12 protein-coding genes are annotated in these 16636 nt (G+C 71.4%); 7 read left to right on the top strand and 5 right to left on the bottom strand.

All coding sequences use genetic code 11. The annotated features are described in order from the left end of the window. The first annotated feature begins 22 nt into the window (after positions 1-22). The 4 genes from ABEA34_RS22040 to ABEA34_RS22025 all read left to right on the top strand — a co-directional run bounded on the left by ABEA34_RS22040 (position 23) and on the right by ABEA34_RS22025 (position 3806). The gene (locus ABEA34_RS22040; protein ID WP_345523860.1) at positions 23-1195 is read left to right on the top strand and encodes an acyl-CoA dehydrogenase family protein; all 1173 of its coding nucleotides are present in this window, start codon (positions 23-25) and stop codon (positions 1193-1195) included. Beyond that, positions 1192-1995 (top strand): SDR family oxidoreductase, encoded by an 804-nt coding sequence (locus tag ABEA34_RS22035; RefSeq protein ID WP_345523859.1) that lies wholly within the window; start codon positions 1192-1194, stop codon positions 1993-1995. Before ABEA34_RS22040 ends, ABEA34_RS22035 begins: the two co-directional genes overlap by 4 nt. Beyond that, a complete protein-coding gene (locus ABEA34_RS22030; RefSeq protein WP_345523858.1) occupies positions 1988-2581 on the top strand; it encodes a TetR/AcrR family transcriptional regulator in 594 nt (197 codons plus the stop codon). Before ABEA34_RS22035 ends, ABEA34_RS22030 begins: the two co-directional genes overlap by 8 nt. Before the next feature lie 76 nt (positions 2582-2657). Then, complete coding sequence (locus tag ABEA34_RS22025) at positions 2658-3806, top strand: acetyl-CoA C-acetyltransferase (RefSeq protein WP_345523857.1); 1149 nt, start codon at positions 2658-2660, stop codon at positions 3804-3806. Here the strand turns inward: ABEA34_RS22025 and ABEA34_RS22020 are convergent. Genes ABEA34_RS22020 through ABEA34_RS22010 form a run of 3 tightly spaced genes read right to left on the bottom strand, consistent with a single transcriptional unit; the run spans position 3803 to position 5478 of the window. Further along, positions 3803-4585: an isocitrate lyase/PEP mutase family protein gene (locus ABEA34_RS22020; RefSeq protein WP_345523856.1), complete on the bottom strand. Its 783-nt coding sequence runs from the start codon at positions 4583-4585 to the stop codon at positions 3803-3805. The genes ABEA34_RS22025 and ABEA34_RS22020 overlap by 4 nt on opposite strands. A 35-nt stretch (positions 4586-4620) precedes the next feature. Then, positions 4621-4992 (bottom strand): hypothetical protein, encoded by a 372-nt coding sequence (locus tag ABEA34_RS22015; RefSeq protein ID WP_345523855.1) that lies wholly within the window; start codon positions 4990-4992, stop codon positions 4621-4623. 21 nt (positions 4993-5013) lie between these two features. Then, a complete protein-coding gene (locus ABEA34_RS22010) occupies positions 5014-5478 on the bottom strand; it encodes a hypothetical protein (RefSeq protein WP_345523854.1) in 465 nt (154 codons plus the stop codon). Between the two features lie 34 nt (positions 5479-5512). Here ABEA34_RS22010 and ABEA34_RS22005 point away from each other — a divergent pair, with 34 nt between their 5' ends. Further along, positions 5513-6475 carry a GNAT family N-acetyltransferase gene (locus ABEA34_RS22005; protein WP_345523853.1) on the top strand — a complete coding sequence of 321 codons (963 nt, stop codon included), beginning with the start codon at positions 5513-5515 and terminating at the stop codon, positions 6473-6475. A 1-nt stretch (position 6476) separates the two neighbouring features. Here ABEA34_RS22005 and ABEA34_RS22000 read toward each other — a convergent pair whose 3' ends face one another. Next, entirely contained in the window at positions 6477-7202 is a 726-nt protein-coding gene (locus tag ABEA34_RS22000) for a M20/M25/M40 family metallo-hydrolase (RefSeq protein WP_345523852.1), read from the bottom strand. Then, on the bottom strand, positions 7199-8095 hold the full coding sequence (locus ABEA34_RS21995) for a phospholipase domain-containing protein (RefSeq protein ID WP_345523851.1): 897 nt from the start codon (positions 8093-8095) through the stop codon (positions 7199-7201). The genes ABEA34_RS22000 and ABEA34_RS21995 overlap by 4 nt, the downstream gene beginning before the upstream one ends. Positions 8096-8209: 114 nt before the next feature. Between ABEA34_RS21995 and ABEA34_RS21990 the strand changes: the two genes are divergently transcribed. Both ABEA34_RS21990 and ABEA34_RS21985 read left to right on the top strand, forming a co-directional pair. Beyond that, entirely contained in the window at positions 8210-14674 is a 6465-nt protein-coding gene (locus tag ABEA34_RS21990) for a putative Ig domain-containing protein (protein WP_345523850.1), read from the top strand. Between the two features lie 41 nt (positions 14675-14715). After that, positions 14716-16635, top strand: a complete 1920-nt coding sequence (locus ABEA34_RS21985; protein ID WP_345523849.1) for a phospholipase C — start codon at positions 14716-14718, stop codon at positions 16633-16635. The last annotated feature ends 1 nt before the right edge of the window (position 16636 follow it).

Genomic DNA, 16636 nt, shown 5'->3' with positions numbered 1-16636 from the left:
ATTGCTTGGTAGGCTATCACCTGTGGACCTGACCTACTCCGAGGAGGACCAGGCGTTCCGTGCCGAGGTGCGGGCCTGGCTCGAGGAGCACCTGACCGGCGAGTGGGCCGCGCTGCGCGGCCTCGGCGGTGCCGGCCGCGACCACGAGGCGCACGACGAGCGGCTCGCCTGGAACCGGCTGCTCGCCGAGCACGGCTGGACCTGCGTCGGCTGGCCGCAGGAGCACGGCGGCCGTGGGTTGAGCCTGACCCAGCAGGTGATCTTCCACGAGGAGTACGCCAAGGCCGACGCGCCCGTGCGGGTCAACCACCTCGGCGAGGAGCTGCTGGGGCCGACGCTGATGGCGTTCGGCACGCAGGAGCAGAAGGACCGGTTCCTGCCGAAGATCGTGGCGGTCGAGGAGCTGTGGGCACAGGGCTACTCGGAGCCGAACGCCGGTTCCGACCTGGCCAACGTCCAGACCAAGGCGCGGATCGACGGCGACGACTGGGTCGTCGACGGCCAGAAGGTGTGGACGTCCAACGCGCACTTCAGCCAATGGGCGTTCGTCATCTGCCGCACGGAGCCGGGCTCTGAGCGCCACCGCGGGCTGTCCTTCCTCCTGGTCCCGCTCGACCAGGACGGGGTCGACGTACGCCCGATCGAGCAGCTGACCGGCGGCTCCGAGTTCAACGAGGTGTTCTTCACCGGCGCCCGCACCGGTGCCGACCTGGTGGTCGGCGAGCCCGGCGACGGCTGGAAGGTCGCGATGGCGCTGCTCGGATTCGAGCGCGGCGTCTCCGTGCTCGCGCAGGTGGTGGGCTTCGCCCGCGAGCTCGACGGCGTGGTCGACCTCGCGAAGGACAACGGTGCGATCGACGACCCGGTCCTCCGGGACCGCCTCGCCGGCCTGAAGGTCGAGCTCGAGGTGATGCGCCGGCAGGCGATGCGTGGCCTCTCCTCGGACGACGCCGCAGGGCCCTCGGTCTTCAAGCTCGTCTGGGCCAATTGGCACAAGCGCCTCGGCGAGGTCGCCATGGACGTCCTCGGCGCCGGCGGCCTCACCACGGCCACCGCGGACGGCTACGACCTGGATCGCTGGCAACGACTCTTCCTCTTCGCGCGCGCCGACACGATCTACGGCGGCAGCGACGAGGTGCAGCGCAACATCCTCGCCGAGCGCGTGCTCGGCCTACCCCGAGAGGCACGTGGATGACCACCGTCAGGCCCGAGCAGCCCACCCCCGACTACGTCCCCGGCCACGACCTGCTGGCCGGGAAGGTCGTCGTCGTGACCGCTGCGGCGGGCGCGGGCATCGGTGCGGCCGTCGTACGACGGGTGCTGGAGGAGGGCGCGAAGGCCGTCGTCTTCAGCGACACCCATGCCCGCCGACTCGCGGAGGCCGAGGAGGCGCTGGCCGGGGAGTTCGGGGCCGACCGGGTCCGGCAGCTGGTCTGCGACGTCACCGACGAGGTCCAGGTGACCGCACTGCTCGACGCCGCGGAGGACTTCGGCGGCGTCGACATCATGATCAACAACGCCGGCCTCGGCGGCACCGCGAGCATCCTCGAGATGACCGACGAGCAGTGGCTCAAGGTCCTCGACATCACGCTCAACGGCACCTTCCGGTGCGTGCGCGCCGCGGGCCAGCGCTTCGTCGCGTCGGGCACGAAGGGCGTGATCGTCAACAACGCCTCGGTCATCGGCTGGCGGGCGCAGGAGGGGCAGGCCCACTACGCCGCGGCCAAGGCCGGCGTGATGGCGCTGACGCGCTGCGCCGCCCTCGACCTCGCCCCGCACGGCATCCGGGTCAACGCGGTCTCGCCGAGCCTGGCGATGCACCCCTTCCTCGCCAAGGTCACCTCCGACGAGCTGCTGCACGAGCTCAAGCAGCGTGAGGCCTTCGGCCGCGCGGCGGAGCCGTGGGAGGTCGCCAACGTGATGGTCTTCCTGGCCAGCGAGTACTCGTCGTACCTCACCGGCGAGGTGGTCTCGGTGAGCAGCCAGCATGCGTGAGGAGACGCAGTCCTCTGCGACGAGGAGGGACGAGCTGCTCGCGATCGCGGCCGGGCTCTTCGCCGAGAAGGGCTTCAAGAACACCACCGTCCGCGACATCGCCGACGCCGCCGGCATCCTCTCGGGCAGCCTCTACCACCACTTCGACTCCAAGGAGTCGATGGTCGACGAGATCCTGCGGACCTTCCAGGAGGAGCTGTTCGGCCAGTACGACGAGATCCTCGCGAGCGACCTGGACCCGCTGGCCCAGCTGGAGCGCGCCGTCGTGGCCTCCTTCGAGGCCATCGACAAGCACCGTGACGAGGTGGCGATCTTCCAGAACGAGGCCGCCTACCTGCTCACCTTCGACCGGTTCGCCTACCTCGCGGACCGCAACCAGCAGTCCCGCGAGGTCTGGCTGACCCTGCTGCAGAACGGCATCGACGCCGGGGTCCTGCGCGACGACCTGGACCTCGAGCTCACCTACCGCTTCATCCGCGACACCGTCTGGGTCGCCGTCTCGTGGTACAGACCGGGCGGACGACGCACCCACACCGAGATCGCGCGCCAGTACCTCTCCATCCTTCTCGAAGGGATCCACCGATGAGCGAACGAAGTGAGCGAAAAATCCAATACAGCCTGACATGTGCCTCATGGGCGCACGGAGCGAAGCGAGTACGTCCATGAGTGAGGCCTTCATCGTCGACGCCGTTCGGACGCCTGTGGGCAAGCGCGGGGGAGCGCTGGCCGCGGTCCACTCGGCCGACCTCGCCGCGCACACGCTGAGCGCGCTGGTCCGCCGTACCGGCGTCGACCCGGGCGCCGTCGACGACGTCATCCTCGGCTGCTGCGACACGATCGGCTCGCAGGCCGGCGACATCGCGCGTACGGCGTGGCTGGTGGCCGGGCTGCCGGACCACGTGCCCGGCGTGACGATCGACCGGCAGTGCGGCTCGTCGCAGCAGGCGGTGCACTTCGCGGCCCAGGGCGTCATGTCCGGGACCCAGGACCTCGTGGTCGCCGGCGGCGTGCAGAACATGAGCGCCATCCCGATCTCGGCCGCGATGCTGGTCGGTCAGCAGTACGGCTTCTCCACGCCCTTCGCCGAGTCGCCGGGCTGGCAGGCGAGGTACGGCGACCAGGAGGTGAGCCAGTTCAACTCGGCCGAGATGATCGCCGAGAAGTGGGACATCTCCCGCGAGGACATGGAGGCCTTCGCGCTGGCCTCGCACGAGCGGGCGCGCACCGCGATCGCCGAGGGCAGGTTCGCAGACCAGATCGAGGCCGTGGGCGACTTCGACACCGACCAGTGCCCGCGCGAGACCTCGCTGGAGAAGATGGCCGGCCTGCAGCCGCTGGCCCCCGGCGGCCGGATCACCGCCGCGGTCTCCTCGCAGATCTGTGACGCCTCGGCCGCGATGCTGATCGCGTCCGAGCAGGCCGTGGCCGACCACGGGCTGACGCCGCGGGCGCGGATCCACCACCTGTCGGTGCGCGGCGACGACCCCGTGTGGATGCTGACGGGGCCGATCCGCGCGACGCAGCACGCGCTGGAGAAGACGGGCCTCTCGATCGACGACATCGATCTCTTCGAGTGCAACGAGGCGTTCGCGTCCGTCGTGCTCGCGTGGATGAAGGAGACTGGCGCACCGCACGACAAGGTCAACGTCAACGGCGGCGGCATCGCCCTCGGCCACCCGATCGGCGCCACCGGCGTACGCCTGATGACCACCCTGCTCGCCGAGCTCGAGCGCACCGGCGGCCGCTACGGCCTGCAGACCATGTGCGAGGGCGGCGGTCAGGCCAACGTGACGATCATCGAGCGGCTCTAGTTGAGCATCCGCATGGTCGACGGCACGCCACCGCCGCGGTGCACGTCCTCGACCAGCTCCTGGAGCGCGGTGAGGGCGACGTTCTGCGGCATCGGGCCGTAGGAGACCCGGGCGACGCCGAGCTCCTGCAGTCGGGCGAGCGACGGGACGCCGGGGATGCCGATCATGGTCAGCCGCTGCGGTCCGTAGGCCTCGACGAGGGTCGTCACCTGGGCCTCGTCGAGCTTGGCGGGCACGAAGACGACCGGGGCACCGGCGTCGAGGAAGGCCTTGCCACGCTCGACGGCGTCGGCGAGGACCTCGGCCTGGTCGCGGTCGCGGCCCTTCACGAAGGCGTCGGTACGGGCGTTGAGCACGAACTCGACGCCCTCGGCCTCCGCGGCCTTCATGATCTTCTCGACGTTGGCCGCGGCCTCGGCGAGGGGACGCATCTGGTCCTCGATGTTGGCGCCGACGATCCCGAGACCGATCGCCCGCCGCACGGTCTCGGCTGGGTCGCCGTACCCGCCCTCGAGGTCCGCGGTCACGGGCAGGTCGGTGGAGGCGGCGATCCGTCCGGCGGCCTCGAGCATGAGGTCGACCGGGATCTGCTCGCCGTCCGGGTAGCCGTACGACGCCGCGATCGAGTGGCTGGCCGTCGCGAGCGCGGACGTGCCCTCGACGTCGGCGACCACCTTGGCGCTGATCACGTCCCACACGTTCACGACGGTGAGGAGCTCGGGCGCCTGGTGGAGGCGGAGGAACGTGGATGCCTTGTCACGAGTCTTGTCGTCAGCCATGACGCCACCCTAGGCCGCGGGCGGTGACCGGTGGGTCAGCGGAAGGTCAGCCAGAGACCGACGACCGTCGGGACCAGACCGAGCAGCAGCCACGCCGAGACCGGCTTGAGCTGGTGGATGGTCCGGAAGACCGCGACGGCGATGACGCCGAACGCGCCGGCGAGCACGTTGAGCCCGATCTGGGCGTCGGTGCGACCGTCGTCGACGTACATCGCGGCGATCACCAGCCCGGCGGCGAGGTGGGCGATCGTCACGGCCGCGAGGATCGACAGCACCCACTTCTGCACGGGCTCCAGGTGCATCGAGCCGGTGGCCGCGGACTTGACCTCGCGGTGCGGGTTGGCGGGGTCCATCAGGTGCCGAGGCCGCTTCTTCGGCGGGGTCGAGGGGGTCGGCGTGTCGCTCACCGCACCATTGTCGGTCACCGCTCAGCCGAGGGCCGGGGTGGGGTCGTGGCGCCGGGCGAACACGAGCGACACCAGCAGCACGACGTACGCCACGACCGCGACGACGGCGAACCCGATGGTCACGGTGTAGCTCAGGTCGAGCATGGCGTCGGTGTGCCCGAAGAGCTGGGTGAGCAACGAGATGCTGCTGTCATCGGTGTCGCCGAAGTCGGGGCAGAACGCGCCGAAGCCGAGGAGCCCGAGCCAGGTGAGCAGCTGGGCCCAGGCCTGCAACCGGGTCAGCGAGCGCGGCCGGCCCTCCTGGGTGAACGCGAGCACCGTCGTCAGGATCAGCGCGATCAGCACGACCGGGACGATCGACACCAGGAAGATCAGGAAGAACCAGCCGCCGACCCCGAACACGATCCGGCCGATCCAGACCCAGGCCACGAGCAGCAGGTTGAGCGGGATCATCCACAGCAGCGTCGTGCGGCCCAGTTTCGTCACAGCGGAACCGTAGGGGATCCGGCATGCTCGAGGGATGCAGATCGAGCAGGTGGACTGGACGGATGCGGACGCCGTACGCCGTCTGGTGGCCGTGACCAACGCAGCGCGGCGCGTCGACTCGCCGTGGCTGCACCCCCTGACGGAGCACGAGTGCGTCGGCGAGCTCCGCCACGGCTGGGACGGTGATCCGGCCCGGGCCTTCCTGGCCACGGCCGGTGGGCTCGACGTGGGCGCGGCGCGCTACGAGGTCTCGTCGTACGACAACGCCCACCTGGCGTCGGTGGAGGTCGAGATCGTGCCGGAGCAGCGACGGCGGGGTCACGGCAGTGCCCTGCTGGCGCACCAGGTGGAGCGGGCGAGGTCGGAGGGACGGACCACGGTCGGCATCGCCGGCTGGGAGGGGCCGGGGCCCGAGGCCTTCGCCGCCGTCCACGGGTTCGAGCAGAGGTCGGTGGAGGTGCACCGCCGGCAGTACGTCGAGGAGCTCCCGTCGTTGCCGCTGCCGGAGACGCCCGGCTACGAGCTGGTCCGCTGGCCGAGGGTGACTCCCGACGGCGACCTCGCCGCGCTCGCCGACCTCACCGCTGCCATCAACGACGCCCCCACCGACGAGCTGGACGTCGAGGACGAGGTGTACCCGCCCCAGCGGATCGCGGCGTACGAGCACGCGTGGGCGGAGCGTGGACACCGGCTCTACCGCCTGGTGGCCCGGCACCGGGGGACCGGCCAGCTGGCGGGGCAGACGGTCGTGGCCGTCGACGGCGAGCGGCCCGAGCTCGCGGAGCAGCACGACACGTCGGTCGTGGCCGCGCACCGCGGTCACCGGCTCGGGCTGGTGCTCAAGCTGGAGATGCTGCGGTGGCTCGGCGAGGAGGAGCCGCAGGTCCGCGAGCTCGACACCTGGAACGCCGAGTCCAACGACCACATGATCGGCGTCAACGAGCTGTTGGGCTACCGGGTGATGGGTCGGGTGCTCGACTTCCAGCGGTCCGTCTAGGTCAACCCTGCAGCCAGGTGCGCAGCACGTGCTCGCACTGGGTGAGCTCCGCGGTGGGGACGAGCTCGTCGGGGGAGTGGGCCAGGCGCGGGTCGCCGGGCCCGAAGACCGCGGTCGGGATGCCGCGGGCGGCGAGGGCCTGAGCGCCCGAGCAGCTCAGGGGCACGGCGGGCGGCCCCGGTGCGTCGGCCAGCTCGACGAGGCGGGCGAGCACGGGATGCGTCGGCTCCGTCGTCGAGACGCGCCCGGCTGTCGGCTCGAGCACGACCGCCGCGTCGACGGTGACGAGGTCGGGGCGGGACTCGGCCAGCTGCGTGAGCCCGTCGCGCCCGGTCTCGGCGCCGTCGTAGAAGACGAAGGTCGCGTTGCGCGGGTGTGGTGACGCGGCGGCCTTGAGCATGACCGCGATCCCGCCCTTCGCGTCACAGGCGCCGGGGCCCACGAGCCTGCCCATCTCGACGTAGGCGAAGGCGTCGGGCGCGCCGGCGACGGTGTCGAGGTGTCCCGCGACCAGCACGCGGTCCGCCGCGTCGTCGGGTTCCGCCGTACGCGCGACGACCGTGGTGCCGACCCGTTCGACGCTGAGGTGGGCGAGCGGCGCCAGGGCGTCCTGGATCGAGTCCGCCAGCCCGCCCTCCTCACCGGTCGGTGACGCGATGTTGACCAACGACATCGTCAGGGAGACGACGTCGAGGTCGAGGACCAGGGGCATCGTGAAGTCGCTCATCCGAGCCTTCCTTCGAGCGCGCGGCTCGTGGTGAGCTCGCCTGTCAGGTGGCGGGCGAACCCGCCGGGGCCGGTCACGGTGACGTCGTACCGGCCGTCGCGGGTGGTGACCGGCACCGTGATCGTGCGCGGACGCGCCGCCGGCGACGCAGGGACCGTCACCCCGGTCGTCCTGCCGCCGTCCTCGACCCTGAGATGGATCCCGAGCGATGCGCCGGCGTTGGTGAGCTCCAGCACCGCGGCGCCGGCCCGCGTGCCGATCTCCGCGGAGGGGGCGTACGGGAGCGGCCGGGCCGGCACCCCGTCGGTGTCGGTGCTCTCGACCGGCTCACCGAGGTCGACCGCTCCGACCAGGTCACCGCACACGCGGCGCCGCCACTCGGTGAGCCAGATCCGGGCCTCGTGGCCGTGGCTGGCGGTCCAGCGCTCGCAGAGCTGGATCAGCGACGTGTGGTCGCAGACCTCGTCGCTCACCCAGGCTCGGGAGGTCCACGGGGTGTGCAGGAGCAGGGTCCCGGGTGCCCCCAGGGCAGGACCCCAGGACTCGGCGACCGGCAGCGCGTCGCCGCCACCGAGGGCGACGGCGACGAGGGTGGCGGGCGGGAGGTCGCCGAGCCCCGCCAGGACGGCCTCGACGGTCGCAGCGGACCCCTCGATCACGGTGACGTCGCCCAGCGTGTCCGGCATCGAGGCGCGGAGGTGCACGGTGACGCCGGCGTCGCGCAGGAGGACGGCGAAGCTCGGCCAGACACGCTCCGCACGCTCCTCGCCGTCGGGCGTGAGGTGGTAGTTGCGGCAGGTCGTGACCAGCTCCGGCAGGGCGGTCACGGACGCCACCGGCACGTCCTCGGCGATGACGATGAGCAGGTGCTCGATGTCCTTCAGGTCGGCCATGGTGGGTCACCCTGGCACGGGATCTGGGCGATCGCCCAACGATCATCTGGGCACTCCCGGGCGTTCACCGGACGATCCCCGTCTGTTACGACGCTAGCGAAATCCTCACGACTCGTGACCTTCCTGAAGAGCTGGCGCGGCGTCATCAGCGCCGTCGTGACCACCGCCCTGACCGCGACGATGGCGGGAGCGGTCCTGGCCGGTCCGGCCGAGGCGGCCGCCGCCCCCGACCACCTGGTGATCGCGGCAGTCTGGGGCGCCAACTCCGACACTGCCCAGTGGACGAACGACTGGATCGAGCTCTACAACCCGACGGACTCCGACATCGCCCTCGGCACGGTCGCCGGTGGCGCCGTCACGTCGAGCAGCTACAGCCTGTGCTACCGGGGCGTCACGACCTCGCCGCAGAAGTGCAGCTCGACCGTCAAGCTGTCGGGCACGGTGAAGGCGCACCACTACTTCTTCGTCTGGTACGCCAACGCGCACACGCCGGCCGACGACGGCACCTACCCGTCCGGCTTCACCCCGGACCTGGACGTCGCGGTCAAGACCGCGGCGAACGGGCAGCAGCAGGGCAGCAACATGGGCGGCTGCAACACCGGCGGCCAGGTCCTCCTGCTCGACCCCAGCGCCGCCAACGCCGGCAGCGCCGCGACCTTCACCGGCGACCTCTCCTCCTCCGCCGCCCGGGCGGCCGGGCTGGTCGACGGCGTCGGCTGGACGAACGCCGGGACCACCCAGCCGAACGCCGCTGAGAGCAACGGCGCGACGCCGATCACGGGTGTCAACGCGGGGACGACGAACGCCTGCGTCATCACGCGCACCTTCACCGACGGCGTACCGGTCGACACGGACACCAACCGCACCGACTTCTCGACCGCCTCGCCCGCGACCTTCACCATCCACTCCCAGGTCAACGACCACGTGGCCGTGGCCAAGGTGAGCGACACCGAGGTCAGCCGCGGTGAGGCGATGGCACCCCTCGAGGTCAAGGGCAGCAAGGGCGTCGGCGCCCTGACGTACGCCGCGGACGGGCTGCCCCAGGGAGTGACGATCGACCCGGCGACGGGTGTCATCAGCGGCACCCCGGCCGCGACCGACGACCTCGGGCCCTACCCGGTGACGGTCACCGTCTCCGACCAGACGCCGAGCGGGCCCGAGACGGCCACCACGACGTTCACCATGACGGTCAGCAGCCTGCTGCGCGTGGACCCCCAGGCGGACGTCACCGTCCACAAGGGCGCGGCCATCGCACCCGTCCAGGTGACCCCGCACGGCGGCACCCCCGACTACCACTACGCCGTCACCGGCCTGCCGGCCGGGCTCGACATCGACCCGGCCTCCGGCGTGATCACCGGCACCCCGACCGGCGCCGTCGGCCGCTACGGCGTGCACGTCACCGTCAGCGACAGCGGCGCGGGCTCCGCCGCCCAGTCGGTCGCGCTGGACTTCACCATCGTCGAGCGACCTCCGACCACCCCGCCCAGCGGGACCGACCCCCTGGCCGGGCTCAGGATCAACGAGGTCAGGGCCACCGGCACCGCGGCCGACGACTGGGTCGAGCTCGTCAACACCGGTGCCGCGGTGACCGGGGCCGTGGTGAACCTCACCGACGAGGCCGGCGACTCCTACCGCGTGCCGACGCAGGACATCGCCGCGGACGACCACGTCGTCATCGACGGCACCGACCTCGCCGGCGCTGGGATCCATCTCAGCGCGGCCGACACCCTGGACCTCACCGAGACCGACGACACCGTGCTGGACGAGACGTCCTGGACCTCCTCCCCGTCGACCTCGTGGGCCCGCTACCCCGACGGCACCGGCGACTTCGCGGTCTCGCAGCACGCGACCAAGGGAGCGACCAACGCCCACCCGGCGTCCCTGACCTCGGACCGCCTCGTGATCAGCCAGGTCAACGGCGACCAGTCGGGCGTCTACGACAACAACTGGTTCGAGCTCTACAACCCGACCGACGACCCGATCGTGCTGGGCACGCTCGACACGGCGACCACGCCCGCGACGGTCCAGCCGAACTACTACCTGTGCTACGCGGCCACGGCCGCCCAGACCTGCACGGCGCCGTACAAGCTCTACGGCACGGTCCAGCCGCACCACCACTTCCTCGTCTCGATCTACGACGCCGCGAGCGCCACGCTGCCCTCGATGCCGGCAGGCGTCACGCCGGACATCGACTTCAGCTCCACCAGCGCGACCGTCAACCCCTCGCAGCAGGGAGCGAAGAACATCGGCGGGTACGCGACCGGCGGACAGATGCTCCTGCTCGACGCGGCTGTCGACCTCACCGGCGTCTACCCGCTCGCCGCCAACGACACGGCCGCCAACGACGCCGCCTTCGGGACCCCGGGACACGTCACCTGGAGCCCCAGCGCCAGCGACTTCGACCTCGCCGACCCCAGCATCAACCCCTCGCCGGTGGTGGACGCCATGGGCTTCTCGAAGAACGACGGCACCAACAACGTGCACGGCGCCGAGGGCTGGACCGGCACGGCGGTCTGCGCCGCCGACGGCAGCAACGCCGCCAGCTGCGTCCACTCCGCTCCGGTCCAGGACGCGGCGCACTGGGACACCCGCATCGTCAAGCACGGGCTCCCGCAGGACACCAACGACAACGCGGCCGACTTCGTCGTGAGCCAGCGGGACCCGATCTCGCAGTCGAGCGAGCACGTGGTGGTCGCGCCCGTCGCCGACACCGAGATCTCGCTCAACGGCCCGATGACCCCGATCCAGGTCCAGGCGACCAAGGTCTGGAGCGACCTCACCTACTCCGCCACCGGCCTGCCCGCGGGCATCTCGATCGACCCGGCCACCGGCGTGATCAGCGGGACGCCCGTCGCGACCGACGAGGTCGGCGTGTACGACGTGACGGTGACCGTCTCGGACGGCACGCCGATCGACACCGCGACCACGTCGTTCAAGCTGACGCTCAGCAAGGTCCTGCGCCTCGACCCGATCGCCGACGTCTCCGTGCACCGGGGGGTGGCCCTCACCGACATCCACGCGAAGGCGCACGGCGGCTTCCCCGGCTACACCTACTCCGCCACCGGCCTCCCGGCCGGCGTGACGATCGACCCGGGCACCGGCACCATCAGCGGCACGCCGACCGACGACCTCGGTCACTACACCGTCCACGTGAGCGCCAGCGACAGCGGCACGGGCGCCGACCACGGGTCGGTCTCCGAGGACTTCACCCTGGTCGTGCTGCCGCCGTCCGGTGGCCCGGCCCCCGGTGACCCGCTGGCGGGTCTGGCCGTCAACGAGGTCAGGACCGCCGGCACCGCGGCAGGAGACTGGGTCGAGCTCTACAACACCGGCGGCGACCTCTCCGGTGCCTCGGTCGCCCTGGAGAACAGCGCGGGCGACACCTACCGGCTGCCCGCACGAGACATCGCCGCGCACGGCTTCGTGGTCGTCGACGGCGCCGATCTCGGCGCCGCCGGCTTCGACCTGGCCGCCGACGACACCCTCTACCTCACCGAGACGGACGGCACCCTGCTCGACCAGACGACGTGGACGTCCTCGGCGCCCACCTCCTGGGCGCGCTACCCCGACGGCACCGGCGACTTCGGCGTCTCGGCCTGGTCGACCAAGGGCGCCGCCAACTCCGGCCCGCCCGAGATCGAGCCGAACGACCTGCTGGTCACCGAGGTCAACTACGACAACAACTCGACCGACTACTACGAGTACAGCGAGGTCACGAACACCACCGACCACCCGATCGACTTCTCGGCGTACGGGCTCACGCTCACCAAGAGCGGCACGACGATGACCCTGCACGACCCGGCGGACACCACGGCGTCCTCGCCCACGATCGACCCGGTCATCCCCGCTCACGGCACCCAGGTCTTCTGGTGGGTCGAGAACCAGTACTTCGGGGTCAAGACCACCGCTCAGTTCCGCGCGAACTACGCGATCCCCGCCTCCACCCCGGTCGTGCTGGTCTACGGCTTCTCCTCGATGGCCAACTCCGGCGGGGACCACAGCTACTACCTGTCGGTCGCCCAGGGCGGCACGCCGATCTCCCGGGCGTACGTCGACACCCCGTGCGCCGCCAACACCCTCAACGGCGCGGCCGTCTGCACGGCCACCAACGGCAACTACGCCGAGCACTACAAGCTCCCGTCCGACCGCTCCAGCGCGGACGCGGCGGTCTGGTACAACTCGCTGTACGCCGGAGGCGACTCGGTCGGGCACCCGCTGAAGAAGGCGCTCAGCAGCCCCAGCACCGTCGACCTCGAGCAGCTCGGCTTCACCCGTGCCGTGAAGATCACGGAGGCGACCAGCTCGGCGGTGACGCTCACCAACACGTCGACCTCCGCGGCCGACCTGTCCGGCTACGTGCTCGAGGACCGTGCCGGCACCGACTACACCCTGGCGCCGGGATCGACCGTGGCCGCCGGCGCGGACCTCACGGTCCCGTCGAGCGCCACCGGGCTGACCCTCACCGGCAAGGACTGGGTGACCCTGCTCGCCCCCCGTGGGTACGCCTACACCGACGGCGCGGGCATCGTCGACACGACCGGACCGCTCCTCACGGCGGTGCCGTACGACAACAGCACCGGCGACGACCCGGTCATCGACCCGACCACCGGGCTCCCGCTGCCCCCTGCCGGCGGCCTCTACCGCCCGGCCGGCGTCTCCGCCGCCAACGGCACGCTCTACGTCTCCAACACCGGCGACAACGTGCTCGCCTCGATCATCAACGGCGTCACCGACAACGTGGCCGGCTCGCTCACCGGGTACGGCGACCTCGGCGACGAGGGCCCTGCCGAGGATGCGCAGCTCTACCAACCCGGCGGCACCGCCGTCGACGCCGCGGGCAACCTCTACATCGCCGACAGCGGTGACAACGTCATCCGCAAGGTGACCACCGACGGTGTCATCCACCGCTTCGCCGGCACCGGCGTCGCGGGAGGCGCCGGGTCCGCCGTCACGGCGACGAGCACGCCGCTCACCGTCAACCTCTGGCACCCGAACGGCCTGGCGGTCGACAGCGCGGGCAACGTCTTCATCGGCGACACCTACGACAACCGCGTCCTCGAGGTCACCGCCGCCGGCGCTATCTCGGTCGTGGCCGGCACCGGCAAGGGCGGCTACACCGGGGACGGGGCGGCCGGAACGAAGGCACGCCTCTCCCAGCCGGCGGGCCTCGCCGTGGACGCGAAGGACAACGTCTTCATCGCCGACGCGGCCAACAACGTGGTCCGTCGCGTCGACGGCACGACCGGCGTGATCACCACAGTGGCGGGCGACTACGCCGCCGGCCTCGCGGCAAGCGGCTGCCTCGGCGGGTTCTCCGGCGACGGTGGCCCGGCGACCTCGGCACGGCTCAACGACCCGCAGGGCGTCGCGCTGGACGGTGCCGGCAACCTCTTCATCGCCGACACCTTCAACCACGCCATCCGCCAGGTGACGCCCGACGGCACGATCTCGACCCTGGTCAACACCTCGGCGCTGTCCGGGACGGAGAACCTCAGCCCCGTGGGCGGCGGCTCCTTCCCGTGGCGGACCCACCTCAACACGCCGCACGCGGTGGCGGTCGACCGCAGCACCAACACCGTCTACATCGCCGACACCAGGAACAACGCGGTCGCCCAGGTGGCGCACGCGGCCTTTGCCGGCGAGGCCAGCGGCCCCGTCGAGCCGACCGACCAGATCCCCGTCACCGGCTCCGGAACGGCGGCGACGGCCTGCGCGATCCTCGCCAACGGCCCGGTCGTCTCGGTGAGTGCTCCCACCGTCTCGGGCACGCTCGCCGTGGGCTCGCTGCTGACGGCGGACACCGGGACCTGGACGCCGACGCCCGACTCGTTCGCCTACCAGTGGCTGCGCGACGGCGTGGCGATCGCCGGTGCGACCGGTGCGACCTACACGACGACGACCGCTGACGGCGGCCACGTCGTCGCGGTCGCGGTGACCGCGGCCAAGGACGGCTTCGCCTCGACCAGCGCGACCTCGGCCGCGGTGGGCATCCCGGTGCCGACCGTGCCCGACACGACGCTGACCACGGCCGTCCCGGTGGTCTCCGGCGGGTTCGCCGTCGGCGACAGGATGACGGCCAAGCCGGGCCCGTGGAAGGCCGGCGACGCCTCGGTGACGTCGTTCGACTACCAGTGGCTGCGCAACGGGGTCGCCATCAAGGGAGCGACGTCGGCGACCTACACGACGACCGCGGCCGACTACCGCACGCGCCTCTCCGTGCGGGTGACCGGCACCTACCCGGCGTACACCACGGCCTCGGCCCTCTCGACGTCGCACGTCGTGGCCGCCGGCACCCTGACCCACGGCAAGCCGAAGGTCCACGGCACCGCCAAGGTCGGCCGCAAGCTGACGGTGGCGGCGGGCACCTGGCGGGCCGGCACGGTCAGGCTGGCCGGCGCCCACCTGAAGTACCAGTGGTACGCCGGCGGCAAGAAGATCGCCGGCGCCACCCGGACGAGCTACCGCATCCCGCGCCGGCTCCAGCACCAGCGGATCTCGGTGAAGGTCACGGGCTCGTACGCCGGCTACCGCACCGCCAGCGCCACCTCGAAGTCGACGCGGGCCGTCAAGGCCCCGTGACCACCGCCCCGCTCCCGAGCACGACGACGAGAAAGAACCTCATGACTGAGCAGAGCAGCAACCCCCTCAACCTGCCCGCCTCCCGCCGCTCGGTGGTCATGGGCGCGGCCGCGGTCGCGGGTGCGGCCGGCATGTCCGGGCTCCTCCCGAGCCAGCTCGGTGCGGCCGCCGCGGCCGAACCGGAGGAGTTCGACCTGTCCAAGATCAAGCACGTGGTCTACGTGATGCAGGAGAACCGCTCCTTCGACCACTACTTCGGGACGTTCCCCGGGGTCCGCGGCTTCGACGACCCGCTCGCGATGACGCTGCCCAACGGCAACTCCGTCTTCATGCAGCCCGACCCGGCGAACCCCGACGGCTACCTGCTGCCCTTCCACATGGACACGAAGGCCACCGGAGCCGCCGCCGTCCCGTCGCTGTCCCACGACTGGCGCGACCAGCACGCGTCCTGGAACAAGGGGGCGATGGACGGCTGGCTCAGCACCCACGTCGCCGCGGACGGTGCCGCCAAGGGCAGCTACACGATGGGCTACATGGAGCAGGACGACATCCCGTTCCACTGGGCGCTCGCGGAGAACTTCACGCTGCTCGACAACTACCACTGCTCGGTCATGGGCCCGACGTACCCGAACCGCGCGATCTGGATGTCGGGCACCAACGACCCCCAGGGCAAGCAGGGCGGGCCGATCCTCGAGACCGTCGCTCCCAACACGCTCACCTGGAAGTCGGCGGCCGAGGTCCTCTACGACGCCGGCTACAGCATCAAGACCTACTCCAGCTCGGGCTCGTACAACTACTTCAAGTGGTGGAAGAGCTTCAAGACGGCGGGCCAGGTCGACACCGCGCTCTTCAACTGGGCCACCGGCGTCGGCACGCTCTTCGGCAACGGCACTCCCGGGGGCGCCGGGGACCCGCTCAACCCGACGAAGGCGGCGGTCGGCTACCTCGGCTTCGAGGAGGACTGCGCCAACGGCACCCTCGCCGACGTGACGTGGCTCTTCCCCGACGGTCCGTACGCCTCCGACGAGCACCCGCCGAACACACCGGCCGCGGGCGCCTACTTCCTGGCGTCCAAGCTCGAGGCACTGGCGGCCAACCCGGACCTGTGGAGCTCGACCGTCTTCATCATCAACTACGACGAGAACGACGGCTTCTTCGACCACGTGCCCCCGCCGGTGCCGGACCCCGAGCTCCACCCCGAGGAGTACGTCCACATGCCGTCGCCCCGTGGGACGCCGGGTGGGGGACTGCCCGCCGGCGCCGGCTTCCGCGTGCCGTGCCTGATCATCTCGCCGTGGTCCGTCGGGGGACACGTCTACTCGCAGGTCGCCGACCACACCTCGCCGCTCCAGCTGATCGAGGCGATCGCCGAGGCCGGTGGGCTGTCCGGCAAGGGCCCGGTCACCTTCGACGCGATCACGCCGTGGCGCCGGGACACCTTCGACGACCTCTCCGGAGCGTTCCAGGCCGTGCCGCAGTCGGCGCCGACCGACGCCGAGTTCGACCCGGCCGCGCGCCAGGCGAACTACTCGGCGCAGCTCTCCGCGTCGGCGCTGCCGATGCCCGCGCGACCGGGCGCCGCGCAGACCATGCCGCACCAGCTCCCGGTGGGCCAGCCGACGGGCACCGGCACGTCCACCCCCGAAGCCCCGCCGGCCGCTCCGGAGACCGCTGCCGGCACCGCGCCGGTCAAGAGCTCCGTCACCGCGACGAAGTCGGTGCGGTCAGGGCGCAAGGCAGCGGTGCGGGTCGTGGGCGCCAGGCCGTCGAGCCGGGTCGTCGTACGCCACGCCCACGGCGCCGCCGTGGGCCACGCCATCGTCACCGCCGAGGGCACCGCCGTGCTGCGCGTCCCGACCAAGCACCTGAAGGCGGGGCACCGGCACCGCTACACGGTGATGTACGTCGACGGATCCGGGCACCACCACACCCGCAACGTCGCCTTCGAGGTCACGCGCTGAC

It is taken from the genome of Nocardioides conyzicola, assembly GCF_039543825.1.
GTDB classification, from domain to species: domain Bacteria; phylum Actinomycetota; class Actinomycetes; order Propionibacteriales; family Nocardioidaceae; genus Nocardioides; species Nocardioides conyzicola.
Note: the sequence above shows the minus strand (reverse complement) of the source record. Positions and strands in the feature narration are given on the sequence as shown.

Coding starts and splice junctions, on each gene's coding strand:
- ABEA34_RS22000 (WP_345523852.1), bottom strand. CDS start 7,202: ATGAGCGACTTCACGATGCCCCTGGTCCTCGACCTCGACGTCGTCTCC.
- ABEA34_RS22005 (WP_345523853.1), top strand. CDS start 5,513: ATGCAGATCGAGCAGGTGGACTGGACGGATGCGGACGCCGTACGCCGT.
- ABEA34_RS22025 (WP_345523857.1), top strand. CDS start 2,658: ATGAGTGAGGCCTTCATCGTCGACGCCGTTCGGACGCCTGTGGGCAAG.
- ABEA34_RS22035 (WP_345523859.1), top strand. CDS start 1,192: ATGACCACCGTCAGGCCCGAGCAGCCCACCCCCGACTACGTCCCCGGC.
- ABEA34_RS21995 (WP_345523851.1), bottom strand. CDS start 8,095: ATGGCCGACCTGAAGGACATCGAGCACCTGCTCATCGTCATCGCCGAG.
- ABEA34_RS22020 (WP_345523856.1), bottom strand. CDS start 4,585: ATGGCTGACGACAAGACTCGTGACAAGGCATCCACGTTCCTCCGCCTC.
- ABEA34_RS21985 (WP_345523849.1), top strand. CDS start 14,716: ATGACTGAGCAGAGCAGCAACCCCCTCAACCTGCCCGCCTCCCGCCGC.
- ABEA34_RS22030 (WP_345523858.1), top strand. CDS start 1,988: ATGCGTGAGGAGACGCAGTCCTCTGCGACGAGGAGGGACGAGCTGCTC.